The sequence below is a fragment of the Chryseobacterium sp. YIM B08800 genome (genome assembly GCF_026163565.1).
GTDB lineage: Bacteria > Bacteroidota > Bacteroidia > Flavobacteriales > Weeksellaceae > Chryseobacterium.
The window spans coordinates 1-18533 of sequence record NZ_JAPDKN010000070.1 but is presented as its reverse complement, the minus strand read 5'-3'; the positions used below and the strand labels follow the sequence as shown (position 1 = coordinate 18533).

Sequence of the window (18533 nt, the reverse complement as noted above, 5' to 3'; positions counted from 1 at the left end):
TTTAACTAATTTATAAATCTGTCTTTCTTAATACAAACTTACCATCGCAGCGGTTACCCCGGAACTTGCGTTGGAAAGTTGGAAGGATTTAGAGGATGGGATAGCAAAGGAGTGAGGAGTATGAGCGAAGAGCGGGAAATAGCTTCTAAAAAAATTAATCGACGGTATGCTTTTCTATACTGGTTACATTTTCGGCAGTCCATTTTACACGTTTTACAAAGGGAAGTTCACGAACAGGGCAATCCATAATCTGGCAAACCGGACAAGAAATCGTCTTGCAATCATCCATGTGGAAATTGAATTCTACGGTACGTTTGGTGTTTTTGGCTAAAAGAAGTATGACCTGCTCCATTTCCTGATGCGCTTCACGAAGACTGTAATAATACGGCAAAGTAATGTGTGCATCGATGTGAAGTGACGAGCCAAACTGCTGGATTTTCATGTTATGAATATCAATCCATTCTATATGTCTGTTTTTTTCTAATAGCTGAATAATGTTATTTAAAAGCTCGGGATCTTGCTCATCCATGATTCCACGAAGGGATTTTCGAACAATTTTATAGCCCACGAAAATAATATAGAAACCGAATATTAAGGCGACAACAGAATCAATCCAATAGATTTTGGTGAAGTAAACGATAATTAAACTGATGACAACTCCCAATGTGGTAATTGTATCTGACTGAAGGTGTTTTCCTGATGAGATAAGAACCAAAGAGTTTTCTCTTTCCCCTTTTTTCACTGAAATATATCCTAAAATATAATTGATAATAGCCGTTGCTGCAATGATGGCAATTCCCCAATCTAATTTTCCTAAAATTTTACCTGTTATTAAACTGTTTATACCTTCATAAATAATCATGATTCCTGCGATGGCGATCAATGCGCCTTCAATTCCGGAGGTGACAAATTCTACTTTTCCGTGTCCGTAAGGATGGTCTTCGTCTTTTGGCTTTGAAGCTAAATGCAATGAATATAATCCCATAAAAGCACTGATAACATTCACAATGCTTTCCATTGCATCAGAAAATACAGCATCGGAATCTGTGAGCTTCCAGGCGATGATTTTTCCGACAAATAAAATGACTCCGAAAACGGCAATGATTTTCTGGAAGCCTATTTTGTCTTTATTGATATTTTTTGTTGCCATTTTTTGTCTTGATATTTAATGTTCATTATTTATCTGAACCATTAATATTGGTAAACCTTTGTTTTTTTTTGATAGGACTCTATCCTATCCTTTGTTAAGTCATCCTTTCAGGACTTATTAAAACCAGCAACTAACAACCAAAGCCAATCAAATTAAAATTATTTGATAAAAAAAAGAATCTCTTTTGGAGACTCTTTTCTTTTTTGTTAGTTTATACTAAGTTGTTTGCTACCAAGTATTCTGCAATCTGTACTGCGTTGGTTGCAGCGCCTTTTCGCAGATTGTCTGCTACAATCCAGAGATTGAGTGTTTTTGGTTGCGAGAGATCTCTTCTGATCCTTCCGACGAAAACTTCGTCTTTCCCTTCTGAGTAAAACGGCATTGGATATTCGTTATTTTTCACGTTATCCATTACTACAACTCCCGGAGTTTCAGATAAGATTTTTCTTACCTCATCCAACTCAAATTCGTTTTCAAATTCGATGTTTACACTTTCAGAATGACCTCCTTGTACAGGAACTCTTACCGCAGTTGCTGTTAAATTGAATGTATCATCACCTAAAATTTTCTTAGGCTCTTTCATTAATTTAATTTCTTCTTTAGTGTAATCATCATCCGAAAACACATCACAATGTGGCAATGCATTTTTGAAAATCTGATAAGGATAAACTTTAGCAACAGAATCATCTCCGCTGATCTCTCCGTTTAACTGATCTACAGCAGCTTTTCCTGTACCTGTTACAGATTGATAAGTAGAAACAATTACTCTTTTTAAATCGTATTTTTTATTCAACGGACCTAAAACCATTACCAACTGAATGGTAGAACAGTTCGGGTTCGCAATAATTTTGTCTTCTTTTGTTAAAACACCAGCATTGATTTCCGGAACTACTAATTTTTTAGTAGGATCCATTCTCCAAGCTGAAGAATTATCGATTACGGTAATTCCTGCTTCAGCAAATTTGGGAGCGTATTCTAAAGAAGTATCGCCTCCTGCAGAGAAAATTGCGATATCCGGTTTGGCAGCTATAGCGTCGTCGATGCTTACGATAGTATAATCTACCTGTTTATACTTCACCTGTTTACCAATAGATCTTTCCGAAGCTACCGGAATTAATTCTGTTACAGGGAAATTTCTCTCTTCGAGAACTTTAAGCATCACTTGTCCAACCATTCCTGTTGAACCTACTACAGCTACTTTCATAATATGATATTCAAAAATTTAAAATTTAATATTCAAGGTTTAATGCTTAGAAACTCAAGGTTTATATTTACTTCCTTTAAGTTCACTATTTTGAAGATAAGTAATAAATCGACTTATCCGTTTACTTAATATTTCAGTTTGATTTTTTAATTTTTCAAACGTATCGTCATCAATAAATTTTCGGTCTAAAACTCGGTACAATTGAGACCTTGTCTCGCCACAAGAAGCTTTTGAAATAGATAGAAACTGGATAAATTCTTTATTGCCATTTCTTTCAAAACCTTCTGCAATATTATCCATTATTGAACCGGATGAACCGTCGATTTGATTATTAAGGCGGTAATTGCTTTTCAAATCAGTCTGTTGCTATATATTATATATGTCGTTACATAAAATTCTTGCCAACTTCCAAATTTCTAAATCTTCAAATTGTTTAATACTCATGTGGAATATTGAATTTTAAACCTTAAATTTTGAATTTTTAAGCTCCAAAGACTCTTGTCCATGGAAATGCAAATGCGAATAAACCTACTGCAATCAATCCCATGATTACAATTCCTAAAGAAATCGTGTCATTAGATTTTACTTTTTTGTTGATAATAGTCATCAAAACTGCAGCAATAAGCATTGAAAACGGATGTTCTACATACTGAAATCTTAAGTCAGCGTTTTTCATAACAGCTCCCATATCCAATCCTTTAGTAAAGTTCATGATCAGCATAACAATCCCGATCGTAAACTGAACGTGGAAGAAGATCATAGTAAATAAAGTAACTTTCTTCAGTAACTTGTTTACTTTCCCGCTATATCCGAACATTACGGTTAATAAAGCGACGATGAATAGTGCTGTTAATCCAAGTTCCAAATAGGCAAAACCTTTATGGGCACTCAGTAAAATTTTGTAAAAATCCATACTTCTATTTTTTCTATTTTTAAAGTATACAAATATAAAAAAATCCCAGCGATAAAGCTGGGATTTGGTATGTAATAAAATCTAATGTTTTATATATTATTAGAAGTTGAATGACAACGTTGCAGACCATGTTCTACCGAATCCGAAATAAACTTGGTTTTGTTGGCTTACACCATTCCAATTACCTGCTGCTTGATACGCAGCATAGTCACCTTCAATCTGAGCGGGAGTACGGTTAGAATTAATTGCCGCATATTCACTCTTAGAAAGATTTGCGTGGATATTTGTGTTAGATTCTGCAATGTAAGTTTTATCTAACAAGTTGTAAACATTCCCTCTCAATGTGAAGTACTGTGATGGATTTTTCAGCTTAACTTTGAATGAAATTCCTAAATCTACTAAACCAAATGAAGGAAGTTCTAAAGAGCCTCTGTTTTGAGAGGTTTCGTTAGAGAAATTTAATACATTTAAATTAGCATATAAATCTCTTACTCCTTTATAAGTAGCATCAAAAGAGAACCAATCAAAAGGTTTAAAAGTAAATCCCCCAGCTACTGTTGTCTGAGCAGAACTTCCAACTTTAACTCCATCTAAATAAAGTGTTTGGGCATCAGAACCAATTTGCTCATTTGTTTCAGAGAAAATATTCCCCTGTGCGTTTCCTTTATAGTGATAATCATTCATAGAAATCATACCAAATAAATCTAACATTCTATGAGGTTTAGCAGTCACCTCAAGTTCTATCCCTTGGTGGATTTCTGTAATACCTTGAATGTTTGAATAGGCAGTTGTAGTAGTAATATTTGTTCCTGGGTTTAACGGATCATCATATGTTACAGTTAGACCACCTCTTCTTTGAAATCTATCTTTCCACTCAGTTCTATATAGATTTAAAGTAGCGTCAAATATAGAAGATCTAAAACCGTAACCTCCTTCAATACCAAAGATTTTTTCATTTGTCAAGTTAGGATTTAAATAGTTCTTATTGTTTGGATATACAGCATTTAAGAAAGGCTGCTTAGAATAATACCCAATATTACCATAAACATTATGATTTTCATTAATGTTGTAATTAGCTCCAGCTTTAATATTATATCCCAAGATATCTTTAAATCCAGTTTTGGTGTTTAATGCTGGATTCGTTGCTGTAGGCTGCGCAATAGTTGCAGCAGAAGTATTTCTATAACCAGCTTGTTGTCCATTCAATAATGTAACACCATCAATTATAAAATGGTCTATTCTTTGGAATGATTGGTTAGATAGAGCTCCTTGAACAAATGCTGATAATTTATCGTTAGAATATTCAACTTGTCCAAATCCTCCATACCATAAAACTTCTCCATCATTATCGTAGGCTATTTTATCTTCATTATTGTTTGTCTTACCACCAAAAGGATTTGCCGTAGGTCTTGGTGCAAATACATTCGAAATAACTCTAGGAGTTACAGTATAAAGGTTGTTAGGTGCTGTAAAGAAATTTTTATTAAAATTATCTTTATAACCTGATGCACCATATAAATCAGTTACTACTTGATAATGGTATCCATAATAATATCTATTATCTGTACCAATTGTGAAATTAATATTATCATTAATTTTATGATTAAAACTAAGTATTGCACCGTACCAGTTATGAGAATTAATTGATGATCTCCTTACTAATGTACTTTGAGCAGCTGCACTGTTTACATCTACTGCTGCATTACCTGTGAAAATAGCGTTGTAATCTATTTGACCTTCTGGAGTAACAAAACCGGAAACAAACTTATTTTGTAGCCTACCTACGTCACCTGTACCACCTCCTCTACCAAAAGAAGCGTAAAATACTGAGTTTAATTTTGACTTTTCACTCATATTCCAATCCCAGTTAAGAGACATTACTGGTTTGTGGTAATAGTTTACTCTGTTTGACAATTGTTCTCCATCTCTAAATCCCCAATCTGCATTATATCTCCTATTAGGAGTACCGTCTTGATCATTATTATATTTAATATAATTTTGGATTGTCGTAGAAGTTGTTCTTTGATTATGCCATTGAGGAGCTCCTGTGAATGTAAATTGGAAATCATGCTTCTTATTAGGTTGATACCCAACTGCTAAATAATAGTTATATGCTTCGAAATCTGTTCCGTTTGCATACAATGCACCAGCAGTTCTTCCCATTAAAAATGAAGAAGACCATCCTGTAGCAGATTTACCAGTATTATATGAAAACTGAGTCTTTAAATATCCTTCATTACCTACTCCAATTGCAACTCTACCAGCTCTTCTCTTATCTGCTGCTCTAGTAATATAATTCATTGTGCCACCAACAGAAGCAATAGCTAATTTAGATGATCCTAATCCTCTTTGAACTTGCATTGCAGAGGTAACATCTGAAAGACCTGCCCAGTTTGACCAGTATACAGCACCAGTTTCCATATCATTTACTGGCATACCATTAACCATTACAGCAATGTTTTCTTGTCCAAAACCACGAATGTTGATTTTTGAATCTCCAAAACCACCACCAGATTTTGTTGCATACACAGACGGCGTAACGTTTAAAAGCTCTGGAAGTTCTTGGTTACCAATCCTCTCTTGAATTTGTGCTTCTTTAATTGTAGAAACTGCAACAGGTGTCTTTCTGTCTTTTGCAAGATCCGCAACACCAGCAATTACAACAGTTTCGATATCTCTAGACCTCTCGCTTTTTACGGTATCCTGAACCTGTTGTGCATAATAAACACTAGCTGTTGATAGGGAAATCACTACAGTTAGCATCGATTTGTTGATTAATTTCATAATCGTAAGTAATAGTTAGAATTAAATTTTATGCAAAATTCGGCAAATAAAATTTAACTATTATTAACTGAATGTTAATTTTTAACGATTCTTAACAAAGCTTAATCTATTGGTTTTCAGAGCAAAATACAAAAATCGAATTACGAGGTGAAAAAAATCATATTATTTAATTTTTAACAAAATACCTTTGTTTTTATTAAAAATATAATGTTTTACATAACAGCTTTTAAACTTAAATCGATATTTTTAGCAGAATGAGTAAGCGCACCTACAGAGATAAAAGTAACTCCTGTGGTAGCAATATCTTTCAGCTGATCTCTTGTAATTCCGCCGGAAGCTTCACTTTCACAAGTACCATCGATTAGCTTAACTGCTTTTTTCATTGTGGCTACATCCATATTATCGAGCATAATTCTATCAACCTTTGCATTAATTGCTTCCTGTACTTCTTTAAGATTTCTGGTTTCGACTTCGATTTTCAATTTTTTCTTCGACTTTTTCACGTAGTCTTTTGCCATCTTTACGGCGTTGGTAATACTTCCGTTATAATCAATGTGATTATCTTTCAACATAATCATATCATACAAACCGTATCTGTGATTGGTTCCGCCACCGATAGCAACTGCCCATTTTTCACAAACTCTGAAGTTGGGTGTGGTTTTTCGCGTATCTAAAAGTTTTGTTTTTGTACCGATCAGTCTAGAATCCCAATCATGAGTTAATGTAGCAATACCGCTCATTCTCTGCATACAATTGAGAACTAATCTTTCCGTTGAAAGAATTGATCTTGCACTTCCTGTTACAATAAAAGCAATGTCACCTGCTTTTGCAACGTCACCATCTTTGATGTAGTTTTCAACTACTAAATTTTTATCGAAAGTTTTAAAAATGATTTCAGCCAGCTCAACGCCTGCCAAAATACAGTTCTCTTTTACCAAAAGTTTTGCACTTTGCTGAAGATCTTTAGGAATGGTAGACAATGTAGAATGATCCCCATCCTGAATATCTTCTTCTAAAGCATTTTTTATGAATTGTTTTAAAACTTTATCTGTAGCGTAGCTTGGTCTTTTCATAAGTAAAGATTTATTTTTTTATCGCTTATTCATTGACATTTGTATGCAAATCATGGCGATTTTGTTATTGTATTTTTTTTAATTCGTTTTCAACCTCTTCTATTGAGGGAAGATGAGATTTAAAATGGTCGGGTAAAATTTTTTTGAGTTCATAAGAGGATATTCCCAAGGGTTTATGCAAGTCTGTAAGAGAATATTCTGCAACAATTTCATTTTTGTCTTTACAGATAATCATACCTACAGTTGCATTGTCATTCTCATCTCTCATCAGTTTATCAACAGCTGTTACATAAAAATTAAGTTTTCCTGCAAACTCAGGTTCAAAATGCCCCGTTTTCAATTCTATGACAACGTATCTTTTTAATTTAATATGATAAAAAAGTAAATCAATAAAATAGGATTGGTTGCCTACAGATATCTCCACTTGCTTACCTACAAAAGCAAATCCGCTTCCAAGTTCTATTAAAAATTTTGAAATATTTTCAGTAAGAGCATTTTCCAGTTCCCTTTCTTTGTAGTTTTCGGTGATATTTATGAAGTCAAAAATATAAGGATCTTTTAAGGTTTCACGAATCAGATCACTTTCGTAGTCAGGTAACGTCTTTGAAAAATTATTGACTGTTTTTCCTTGGCTTTCAATCAGTTTTCCTGAAATCATATTGAGTAAAACAGATCTGCTCCACCCATTTTCTATGGTTTTTTTAATGTAAAAATGAGCTTCTTCAAGATTTTTGCATTTAATTAAAATTTCCACATGATGTCTCCAGGGAACCAAAAAAAGATTGTTTATGAAATCGTCACCAAGCTGGTGACGATTTGTATCGCACTGATTATAAAACTGATAAAATCGTTTACAGTATTTTAAATTGCTCTCAGAAAACCCTTTTATTTCGGGGAATTCTGTGCGCAAATCTTTGCTCAGCAGTGAAAAAAAACCAGAACCATACGTATTTTCAAAATTCCTTTCAGATATTTCTTTTCCCAAATCCCAATACATTTCTATTAAAGCAGAATTCACCTGAATTGCCGCTTTAATTTGACTTTGCTGAATTTTTTGTTTTAAGTCTAAAATCCAACTAATATATTGTTCATTGTTTTTTTCCAGCACTTTTTTGATTTTATGCTTGAACTAAATCTTTATTATAAAATGCTCCTTTATTTTGCGTCATTTCCATCGATTGAGTAATGATCAGATGCGCAACTGTGGTAAGGTTTCTTAATTCTGAAAGTTGAGGCGAGAGAATAGAGTAATGATAGATTTCGTCAACCGCAGCGGCAATTTCTGCATGTTTTTGCAATGCCATTTTTAGTCTGCTGTTGCTTCTTACAATTCCTACCAGATTGCTCATCATTTCCTGAAGCTGTTTTCTGAGGTAAGAAACAATGACCATTTCGTCAATAATTTTCATTCCTTCTTCATTCCATTCTGGAACTGCTTTTAAATCATCAAAATTAAAGTTATTTTCTTTTAACAATTCTACTGTTTTCATTGCTGCATTGTGACCGAAAACCAAACCTTCCAATAAAGAGTTTGAAGCCAATCTGTTTGCCCCGTGAAGTCCGGAATTTGTACATTCTCCGACAGCAAATAAATTATTCAATGAAGACTGTCCGTCTTTATCTACATCAATTCCTCCCATTAGATAATGACAAGCCGGAACTACAGGAATCAATTGAGTGAAAGGGTCAACCCCTTCACTTTTACATTTTTTATAAATATTTGGAAAATGTTCTAGAAATTTTTTCTGATTCATTTCACGGCAATCAAGACCGACATATTCGTCACCTGTGATTTTCATTTCTGCGTCGATAGCTCTTGCAACGATGTCTCTGGAAGCTAATTCTTCCCTTTCATCATATTTTTGCATAAACTTCTCCCCTCTTTTGGTTCTCAGTTTTGCTCCGTCACCACGAACTGCTTCAGAAATTAAAAATAACATTCCATCGATTTTACTGTACAAAGCAGTTGGATGAAACTGATAATACTGCATATTGCTCACTTTTCCTTTTGCACGGGCAACGAAAGCGATGCCGTCTCCGGTTGCAATAGTAGGATTTGTGGTATTTTTATAAACATGACCAGCGCCGCCTGTAGCAACTAATGTGATTTTTGAAGTGATTTTTTTTATAGATTTTGATTTTTCATCTAAAATATAAGCACCATAACAGTTAATTTCACCTTCATTTAATTCTTTTCCCGGAACATGGTGCTGTGTAATGATATCGATTACGTAATGATGGTCGAGAATTTCTATATTCGGGCTGTTTTTAACCGTTTGAAGCAAAGCTCTTTCAATCTCAAAACCAGTAATATCTTTGTGATGTACAATTCTGTTTTCAGTATGACCTCCTTCTCTTCCTAAAGCAAATTCACCATTTTTCTTATCAAAATTGGCGCCCCACTCTACAATTTCATTAAATCTTGCAGGAGCTTCTCTTACCACCATTTCTACAACATCACGTTTGTTTTCACCGTCACCGGCTCTCATGGTATCGTCAATATGCTTCTGAAAATTATCATTTTTCAGATCGGTTACTACCGCCAAACCACCTTGAGCATATTTGGTATTGCTCTCATCTTCGTCTGATTTTGTTACAATGATTATTTTGGCATCGGGAAGCTGTTCTGAAACTTTTATGGCATAAGAAAGTCCGGAAATTCCGGAACCAATTACTAATACATCCGCTTTTATCATATTCTTGCTTTAAGACAATCGTCTAAATAATTAAATAAATTTAAACAATTTTTCGTTTGGTTTTCTTACTTTTTTCATGTGCTGGAATTGATCTTCATCTGATCTGTAGCCCAAAGCCAAAGTAACTGTTACTTTTTCTTTTTCAGAATCTATATTCAAAATTTCTTCAATGATATCTTGCCTGAAACCTTCCATTGGACAGGTATCAATATTTTCAATCGCAGCTGCATACATTAAATTGGCTAAAACGATATAAGATTGTTTCTCTGCCCAGTTTAAAATATCATCATGCTCCTGTCTTCCAAAATGACCTGTAATACTATTCCTGAATAAATCTAAACTTTCCACAGGCTGATGACGCACTTCGGAGATGTGTCTGAAATACCCATCAAGATATGTCTCTTCAATATTTTTTTTTGAAACTAAAATAACGAGATGCGAACATGTAGAAATTTGTGAAGGATTATAGAAAGCCGGTATTAACTTTTCCTTCATTTCTTGACTTTCTACTACGAATATTTTATAAGGCTGAAGTCCCAATGAACTTGCCGCCAGTTTCCCAGACTCAAGAATATTGAGAAGAGTATCCTGCGGAATGATCATTTCGGGATTGAATTTTTTCACAGAATATCTTCTGCTTAAAGCTTCCAAATAATTCATAACAACAAATTTAAGAATTGATGCCGAATAAAGCCTGCTTTAAATAAATATCTATTTGTATTTTTTTAAAATAAGATTAATTCTGTTTTTTTAACGCAAAGGTTTAGAATCATTTTTTTTCAAAGAGAGCAAAAGGATTGCGACAAGTCGCTGATTAAGCTTGGAAACAATGTATGCTTAATAAAATTAATTTATTGATAACTCTTACTTTCTTAATTAATATAATTTAAAATGAGCTTTGCGTTAAAGATTAAAAAACATAATTATTATCAATTGAAGATAAAATAAAAAAGGATCTGCCTTAATGATGAGACAGATCCTTTAAATCTTAATAAATCAGTTAATTACTGACCTTTAATTTTGAAATCATCAATTTCCCACGTTGCCGCTGCGGAAGATGTTGATGTATATTTAAATGCAATTCTTACATTTTTTCCTAAGAATGCTGATAAGTCTACGTTTCCTGAACTTACCCAGTCACCAAATGCAGCATTGTTTGTATCTAATGCAGCAGGTAAAGCTACCCAAGTAGTTGTTGCAGGATTTCCTGTATAATTTTCTGTAGCAAACACCTGAAGAGCAGCACCTGCGTATCTTACATCAGTTGTGAAGCTTACTGCCGCTTTAGTTTTACCAACTAAACTAACTGTTTTAGAGATCAACCAGTCTTCGTTTGCCGGATTATTTAATGGAGCACTCATTACTGCATAATAATTGGTTCCGTTACCTTGGTTTGAAGTATTCCAAACTTGAGTACCTGCAACGTTAACAGTTGTCCAATCTGATCCGAAACCTCCTGCTGCGAAATCATCTTTATACAATACTGCAAGCGGTACGTAAACTGAACCATCACATCTAGGATCATCTAAATCTGCACCTAAAATATCTGTGATCCACAATTGATAAGTACCATTAAATATACTTAAAACACCATAAACATCACCTTTCCCTGATTCGATAACCTGACCTGCAAAATCAGCAAAGTTACTTGTTCTTAGTATAACTTTATTACCAGAACAGTCTTCTAAAGTTCTGTTGGTAACCTGCCCGGAAGCGTATACTTTTTCTAAATCTCCGGCAATGAATTGAAGATCTTTAATCTTAATCCATCTACCAACATCAGCCATTGTAAACTGAGTAATTGTTTTTTCTGTAGCAGTAACCGCAGTAATGGCTTTTTTAGAATCGAAGAAATATTTGTAAACATCAGTTTCTGCAATTCTACCAACAGCTGCACCAAATGGAGCTCCCAACTGAACTTCTCCACTAACAGCTCCTACATATAGGTTTTTAAGTTTTACATAAACTTCTTTACCTACAGCAAATCGAGGATCGTTGAACATATCTGCTTTGTCAATATTGATTCTGATACCTCCTGTAGCATCTTCAACATAAATATACTTGAAAAGGTTTCCAGATTTATCATTAGCTGTTACTTTCGCTTTTAAAACAAAATCACCAGTAATTAAAGTAAGCGGACTTGTTGCCAATTGCTTTACTTCTGCAACTGTTTTCTGAGTTAAACCATTATCACTGTATTCACAAGGGTTTGATGCAATACCATCAATCCTTGGAAATTTCGTCATCTCAAGATCTGTAACTTTGTTGATGTACATTTGATAAGTACTATTGAATTTACTGTAAATCCCAACAAATTTACCATTTCCTGAAGGCAAGATTTGATTTGCAAATGATGCATATCCACTGTTTCTCACCACTCTTGTTGTAGCTGTACTGTTATCTCTGATAATTCTGTCAACTGTAACTCCATTTGGAGCAAAGTTGGTACATAAAATTCTGCTGTCGAATTCAGCATTATCCATTTGAATCAAACATCCGATATACTGATCGTTCGCAGAAACCATTTGTAAAGAGGTCATGATTTTAGGAACAATATTCGCTCTAACAGAACAAGATCTGAAAATTCTTGCCGGTACAAGTTTTTCAGGGATTCTTGATACTGATGTTGCAGTTGTTTCCGTTCCAGTTTTCACTCCTAATTGTACTACACCACCATAAGTTCCTAAAGATAAACCTGCAAGTTTAATATAAACTTTAGAACCTTGAGGATAGTTTGTATACGTACTTACAGCATCTACACTGATCACAAATCCTTGAGTAGGATTTTCTGGCTTATCCTGAATGTAAATTGTTTTGTAGATATTCCCTGTTTCATCTGTTGACGAAACGTATCCTTCTACAATATCAGTAGAATTATCTGGAAAAACAAAAGCTGTAGTTGCTGTAGAAGCATATTTTGCTCTCAACTGAGTTAGCGTCATTGTAGCAGTAAGATCTGCACACTGATAACCATCAAGATTTGGCTCGTTATATTTATCATCGTGTACACAGCCAGTAATTACCAGTGCTGCGATCATCACGAAAATATATTTTAAAATTGAATTATATTTTTTCATTATTACCTTGTTTTAGAATCTTAAATAAACATTTGTAAAGAAAGTAGTTCCTCTGTCATACCAAAGTTTTGGTCCAAAAAATGGCTGTCTCTGAGATTCCTCAAGAACATCAGGGAAATTCGCCAATCTACCTTGCTCAAATCCACCTGTAACATAGTTTCTATTATTCAGAATATTATTTACCGATACACTTATTCCCAGTCTGTACTCACCAATTTTGAAAGATTTTCCTGCATTGGCATTTAACATAAACTGATCATCAAATTTCGTCTGTCTTGTCAACTGCTGAATAAGTTCTGGTGTAGCACCTTCGTAAGGATCATTAGTTGCTGGGTTAGTATACATAACAGCTGTTTTATTCAAAGCTGAGAAATCAAGATATTGATCCATCAAATAATTTGCCGATGCACCAACCCACCAATATTTAGGTGAATTGTATTTCAATCCGAAAGAAAATGCTTTCTGAGGAGTTCCTGCAACTTTATAATCTTTAATATTTGCTTTTCCGTAACTTCTAAAGTCATTTAAGTCATCAAAAGAATAAACATCAGGGCGGTTTGTATATTTATATTCACCAATACTTGCAACCCCAGTTGCGTTTAATGTCGGAGTAATTTTTACATCAAAACCTAATTCTACACCCATATATCTTTTATCAACACCCGTCATCGCTTCGTTGATTAAGGTATTGAATGATCCTGAATTACTATTTACCTGAGCATAATATCTTGAGATTTCTGTAGAATTGCTGATTGTAGTATAATAACCAGAAAGTCTTAGTTTAAGAACCTGACCTCTCATGATATAGCTCAAATCATTTGAGTTGATAATTTGATTTTTAACTCCCGGTGTTAAATAATCTACCGCTCTTGGGTTGATATACAATTCATTCAATGTCGGAGCTAAGCTAAAGAACGCACCATTATAAACAATAAAGTTTTTACCGTTGATCTTATAAGTCACTTTACCTTTCAAACCAGCATCCAAAGCGTCATAAATTGCGCTTTTTCCTTTAGAATTATCTTTAAAAGCAGCGATTCCGTTTCTGAAATGTCCATCCCTCTGAGATTCTGAATAAGAACTGAAGATAGATGCAACAACATTAAATTTGCTGAAATCTACTTCTGTAGAAACATTTAATGAATAATGATTTTTCAAAAGCTCATAAGAATACTGCGTTCTGTCTCCTACTCTTACTTGTGTATTTGCATCATCTGTATTGTACTGTACATCACCATTAAATGCATTTAAGTTATAAGCATATTCTGCACCTAATAAATCTTTAACTCTTCTGAAGTTATCAGATTTTAAATTCTGATAATTAAAGTTAACATTCAATTTCCAGTTTTCCTTTAATCTTGTATCAAAGTGAGATGCAAAGTTGAACGTTTTATCTTTATTTACATCTTCTACAACGCTATAAACAGCACCTCTCTTAGAGCCATCCATATTTTGGTTGTTAAGATAGTTTGCCTGATAAAGAGCGTTCCAGTCGATTTGAGATTGAGCTCTGAATTCATCAGCTGTTAAAAGACCATAGCTTGGTAATTTTCTATAATATGTAGGATTCGGGTCTGATGCGTGAAACCAGTCTAGTCTGCTTCTTGCGTCGCTTCCGATTTGGTAAGAAACTGTATTGATCCAGTTAGAATTTTTCCCGATTTTTAAATAATCAGTAAGCATAAACATTGGTTCGAATACCTTTCTGATTCTTGAGTTTCTTTTTTCACCATCTTGCCACCCCCAATATGAGTTGTAATTTTTACCCATGATGTCATAAACTTCCTGGGTATTTGGAGAATTTGAAGCTCTATATGTAGGAGAACCAAAACCAGTGAAGTTAATAGAGTGTCTTTCGCTGAATTTTTTCTCAATTGCCGCGAAATATGCATAAGCATCTTGATAAACTCCATCAAGGATTGCTCGATCTCCCCATCTTCTACTTCCGGATACTGTAAATGCCCAACCATTTTTAGTCATTCCCGAAGAATAAGTTGCCATTGCTCTGTGCAAATAACTTCTATTTGTAAATGAATAGGCTAAAGAAGTTTGTTTTCTGTAAGAAGAAGCTTTTGTATTATAATAAGCAACACCTCCCAAATTACCAAAAGCATATTCTGAAGGTGTAATATTATCCACATTTTCATAAGGATATCTTGTTACATCATTCAAACCGCCCCAGTTGCTGAAGTCAATTCTTCCGTCATCATTTTTAGACATCGAAACGCCGTTAAACATCACATCTTCAAAACGGTTGTCTACCCCTCTTGGTCTGAACCAATATGCTCCTAATTCAAAAGCAGAAACATTTTGAAATGCATCTCTACCTGAACTCAAAAGCCCTACTGTAGGCTGCATTGCAGATCCTCCGTCTTCGGTATCAGTAGCAGAGTCATCAATCACAACAACTCCGGCATCTGTACCCAAACTATTGTTTAGTACAATAACACCTAAGTCTTTTCTTTTCTCATCAGCTGTTACATCAAACTCTAAAATTTTAGATTCAAAATTTGGTTTTGTAACAGTAATAAGATAATGTCCTGGCTTTAAATCTACAAACTGGAAGTAACCGATTTTGTCGGCAGTTACATCATCAACAGATTGTTCAAGATCAACCTCTGCTCTCTCTACCGGTTTACCGTCTTGACCTTTAACGTATGCATAAACAGTTGTTTGCGCATAATAATACGATGCAGGTAATAGTGTAAACAAAGAGATTAGGGATAGTTTTTTAATCATAATAACTTAGTTTTTAACACCTTCTTTATTTAAGGGGCAACAAATTTAGGATTATTTTCATTAACTCAAACATTTTCTGCACTTTATTCTATTAATTATTCTTAACACTTAATAATACTCTCAACAAAAAGCCCTTATTATAATTTAAATCAAAAATGCTTCTTAAGATTAATTTAATCTTTAAATCATTTTAAAAGTTGTAATTTTAACCCCTCAATTTTTTGAATATTTTAAAAACATGAAAAAATATCTAATCATTTTTGCGGTATTGTGCTTTAATTTTGGTTTTTCTCAGCAGAAACAAGTTAAAAGAGCAGCCGTTGCTTTCCTGAATGTAGAAAATCTTTGGGATACCATCGCATCCGCAGATTATATTGACGGAACGCTTCCTTTTTCTAATCCTAAATTTCACAGAAGTGTGCCAATCGATTCTTTAAAATTTTTAGAAACAACTGAAGATTATAAAGGAGAATGGAGCAATGAGCTTTTAGTAGGAAAAAAAGTAATTCGTCATCAAATTTTAGCTACAGACTTCACAGCAAACAGCCCAAAAAGATGGGGAACGAAATATTATAACCAAAAATTAGCTAACGAAGCAAAGGTAATCTCAGAGCTTGGAAGACAGTACACCAATGATAACCCGGCAATTTGCGGTTTAATCGAGGTAGAAAACAGACAGGTAATTGAAGACCTTATTAAGCAACCTGTTTTAGCAAAAAGTAATTATGGAATCGTACATTACAATTCTTACGATGCAAGAGGAATTGACATCGCAATTATATATCAGAAAAACAGATTTGTACTTCAAAATTCTTACACGAAAGAAATAAAAGTCTACAACGAAGACGGAAAAAGACAATACACAAGAGATGTTCTGGTGGCAATCGGACTTTTGGATGGTGAAAAAATTGCAGTTTTCATGAATCACTGGCCTTCAAGAAGTGGTGGTGAAGCTGCTTCACAGCCAAGAAGAAATGCTGCTGCAGCAGTTTTGAAAGCTGAAATGGATAAATTATCTGTTGACTATCCCGGAATTAAATTAATTTCAATGGGAGATTACAACGACGATCCGGTAAGCCCGAGTTTGAAAAAACATTTAGGTGCAGTAGAAAATCCTGAAGATTTGTCTGATAAAACTCCTTACTATAATTTAATGTATAAATTACATAAAGCAGGAGTTGCTTCTTTAGCATATAGAGATGCCCCTAACTTATTTGATCAGATTATCATCTCTCAGAATTTATATTCAAAAGAAAAACTGACTCCTACTTACAGTATTTTTAAAGCAGAAATCTATGCTCCGTCTTATTTAGTGAATAAGGAAGGGCAATGGAAAGGTTATCCGCTTCGTTCTTGGGATGGAGACCGATTCACTGGTGGTTACAGCGATCACTTCCCTGCTGTATCGGTTCTTCAGAAAGAATACATCAAAAAATAAAACAAGGCACTCTATTTGGAGTGCTTTTTTTGTGTAAATTACTCATTATGAAAAATTTAATCATCATATTATTTGCAGCTCTTATTCCATTACATTCATTTGCCCAGAATAATCCTAAAAACGAAAAGGAAGATTCTGCAATGAAACCATCAAAAAATGATGACGGAGAATGGGATTTAATTGTTATCGACACCCAGTTTGATTATTTTATGAATGCTATCGCAAGACCAATGAATCAGTATACTGAAGTTAATTTAAAAAGTAGAAATACAATTTTGGTCAATGAGTGGAATTCTTATTTCATGTAGGGAAGATATCGCAATATCATTGAATCTTCCATAGACTACGATCCAAAAGAGAAATACGGAGTTAAATTTGAGTACAAATTGTATCAGGTTTTTGCTTATGTTAATTGGAAGTACAAACTGAGAATGAATGGATTGAGCGCAAGTGATTATATAAACTAATGTTCACAAACTAAAAAACACACTATTATATAAATTTTATTATATTTGTCACTCACACAAAATTGATTTAGTAATTTCACCAAACCACATATAATGAAAAAAAAATTCCCTTCAGGTAAGTCTTTTAATCTAAAGATTTATCAATTTATTTCTGAAACAAAAGCCTCTCTTAACTTTCAACTGGAAAACTATATTTTTAGGAGATTTTGTAATTTTTCACATATTTTATAAACATAATTTCATAATCACTTATATCAGCGCAGATTTCTGCGATGCTAAAAACCTATAAATCTATAATAAGAAATATTTAAAATCTAATTTTTTTAAAACATGAAAAAACAAATTTTACTCTTAGCAATTTTTGCTTCAGTATCATTACCTGCACAACTCTATTCTCCAAATGGTGCACCGCTTACATCAAACTCCACTACAGGAAATGTTGGAATTGGAATTGATAATCCAACAAGAAAACTTACTGTAAACGGAGATATTTATGTCCAAAATGCACATGCTCTCAGTTTCCAAGATGATACAAGGATGACCATAACGACTGCAGATGTGCCATCAATATCCCTACCTGTATCCATGCCCAATTATGGTTTTTTATTTCCCAATGTCATAGATGGAGCTGAGTTATGGATGTCTGGATTCCAAGGATTAAGAATATTCACGGGAGGAAGTACATCACCTAGATTCTACATTGGTCCCTTTGGTGACGCCGCGTTATATGGTAAATTTGAAGCCAAAGAAATAAAAGTAACTCTTACTCCAACTGCCGATTTTGTATTTGCAGAAGATTATGATCTTCCAAAATTAGAAGATGTTGAAAAACACATCAAAGAGAAAAAACACTTACCTGAAGTTGCTTCAGCAAAACAAATGGAAAAAGAAGGAGTAAATGTAGGAGAGTTTCAGATTAAGCTTTTGCAAAAAATTGAAGAATTAACTCTTTATACCATTGAGCAAAACAAAAGAATTAAAGAACTAGAATC

Annotated in this window: 11 protein-coding genes and 3 pseudogenes; 3 read left to right on the top strand and 11 right to left on the bottom strand. The window is 33.9% G+C overall.

The window, feature by feature from the left end:
- Positions 1–154: 154 nt before the first annotated feature.
- The 11 genes and pseudogenes from OEW74_RS18400 to OEW74_RS18350 all read right to left on the bottom strand — a co-directional run bounded on the left by OEW74_RS18400 (position 155) and on the right by OEW74_RS18350 (position 15636).
- Positions 155–1150, bottom strand: coding sequence for a cation diffusion facilitator family transporter (locus tag OEW74_RS18400; RefSeq protein WP_265429854.1), 996 nt, complete (start codon positions 1148–1150; stop codon positions 155–157).
- A gap of 211 nt (positions 1151–1361) precedes the next feature.
- Positions 1362–2354, bottom strand: coding sequence for an aspartate-semialdehyde dehydrogenase (locus tag OEW74_RS18395; RefSeq protein ID WP_265429853.1), 993 nt, complete (start codon positions 2352–2354; stop codon positions 1362–1364).
- Positions 2355–2408: 54 nt separating this feature from the next.
- A pseudogene (locus tag OEW74_RS18390) lies at positions 2409–2798 on the bottom strand (four helix bundle protein).
- 37 nt (positions 2799–2835) lie between these two features.
- Positions 2836–3267: a hypothetical protein gene (locus tag OEW74_RS18385; protein WP_102980408.1), complete on the bottom strand. Its 432-nt coding sequence runs from the start codon at positions 3265–3267 to the stop codon at positions 2836–2838.
- A 99-nt stretch (positions 3268–3366) separates the two neighbouring features.
- A complete protein-coding gene (locus OEW74_RS18380; RefSeq protein WP_265429852.1) occupies positions 3367–6051 on the bottom strand; it encodes a TonB-dependent receptor in 2685 nt (894 codons plus the stop codon).
- Between the two features lie 212 nt (positions 6052–6263).
- On the bottom strand, positions 6264–7124 hold the full coding sequence (nadC, locus tag OEW74_RS18375; RefSeq protein WP_265429851.1) for a carboxylating nicotinate-nucleotide diphosphorylase: 861 nt from the start codon (positions 7122–7124) through the stop codon (positions 6264–6266).
- A 64-nt stretch (positions 7125–7188) separates the two neighbouring features.
- A complete protein-coding gene (locus OEW74_RS18370) occupies positions 7189–8232 on the bottom strand; it encodes a PDDEXK nuclease domain-containing protein (protein WP_322645599.1) in 1044 nt (347 codons plus the stop codon).
- Positions 8233–8242: 10 nt separating this feature from the next.
- The gene (nadB, locus tag OEW74_RS18365; protein WP_265429850.1) at positions 8243–9820 is read right to left on the bottom strand and encodes an L-aspartate oxidase; all 1578 of its coding nucleotides are present in this window, start codon (positions 9818–9820) and stop codon (positions 8243–8245) included.
- A 30-nt stretch (positions 9821–9850) separates the two neighbouring features.
- A complete protein-coding gene (locus OEW74_RS18360; protein WP_265429849.1) occupies positions 9851–10480 on the bottom strand; it encodes an NAD(P)H-dependent oxidoreductase in 630 nt (209 codons plus the stop codon).
- Between the two features lie 344 nt (positions 10481–10824).
- A complete protein-coding gene (locus OEW74_RS18355; protein ID WP_265429848.1) occupies positions 10825–12897 on the bottom strand; it encodes a DUF5689 domain-containing protein in 2073 nt (690 codons plus the stop codon).
- Between the two features lie 12 nt (positions 12898–12909).
- On the bottom strand, positions 12910–15636 hold the full coding sequence (locus OEW74_RS18350; protein ID WP_265429847.1) for a TonB-dependent receptor: 2727 nt from the start codon (positions 15634–15636) through the stop codon (positions 12910–12912).
- A 238-nt stretch (positions 15637–15874) separates the two neighbouring features.
- Here OEW74_RS18350 and OEW74_RS18345 point away from each other — a divergent pair, with 238 nt between their 5' ends.
- The 3 genes and pseudogenes from OEW74_RS18345 to OEW74_RS18335 all read left to right on the top strand — a co-directional run.
- Entirely contained in the window at positions 15875–17074 is a 1200-nt protein-coding gene (locus OEW74_RS18345) for an endonuclease (protein ID WP_265429846.1), read from the top strand.
- Positions 16966–17541: pseudogene (locus OEW74_RS18340) on the top strand (DUF6146 family protein). Before OEW74_RS18345 ends, OEW74_RS18340 begins: the two are co-directional and overlap by 109 nt.
- Positions 17542–17871: 330 nt before the next feature.
- Positions 17872–18533: pseudogene (locus OEW74_RS18335) on the top strand (hypothetical protein); the annotation flags it as partial.

Excerpts from the sequence above, each read along its gene's own strand:
- OEW74_RS18400 (WP_265429854.1), bottom strand. The coding sequence starts at position 1,150 with ATGGCAACAAAAAATATCAATAAAGACAAAATAGGCTTCCAGAAAATC.
- OEW74_RS18395 (WP_265429853.1), bottom strand. The coding sequence starts at position 2,354 with ATGAAAGTAGCTGTAGTAGGTTCAACAGGAATGGTTGGACAAGTGATG.
- OEW74_RS18385 (WP_102980408.1), bottom strand. The coding sequence starts at position 3,267 with ATGGATTTTTACAAAATTTTACTGAGTGCCCATAAAGGTTTTGCCTAT.
- OEW74_RS18380 (WP_265429852.1), bottom strand. The coding sequence starts at position 6,051 with ATGAAATTAATCAACAAATCGATGCTAACTGTAGTGATTTCCCTATCA.
- nadC (WP_265429851.1), bottom strand. The coding sequence starts at position 7,124 with ATGAAAAGACCAAGCTACGCTACAGATAAAGTTTTAAAACAATTCATA.
- nadB (WP_265429850.1), bottom strand. The coding sequence starts at position 9,820 with ATGATAAAAGCGGATGTATTAGTAATTGGTTCCGGAATTTCCGGACTT.
- OEW74_RS18360 (WP_265429849.1), bottom strand. The coding sequence starts at position 10,480 with ATGAATTATTTGGAAGCTTTAAGCAGAAGATATTCTGTGAAAAAATTC.
- OEW74_RS18355 (WP_265429848.1), bottom strand. The coding sequence starts at position 12,897 with ATGAAAAAATATAATTCAATTTTAAAATATATTTTCGTGATGATCGCA.
- OEW74_RS18350 (WP_265429847.1), bottom strand. The coding sequence starts at position 15,636 with ATGATTAAAAAACTATCCCTAATCTCTTTGTTTACACTATTACCTGCA.
- OEW74_RS18345 (WP_265429846.1), top strand. The coding sequence starts at position 15,875 with ATGAAAAAATATCTAATCATTTTTGCGGTATTGTGCTTTAATTTTGGT.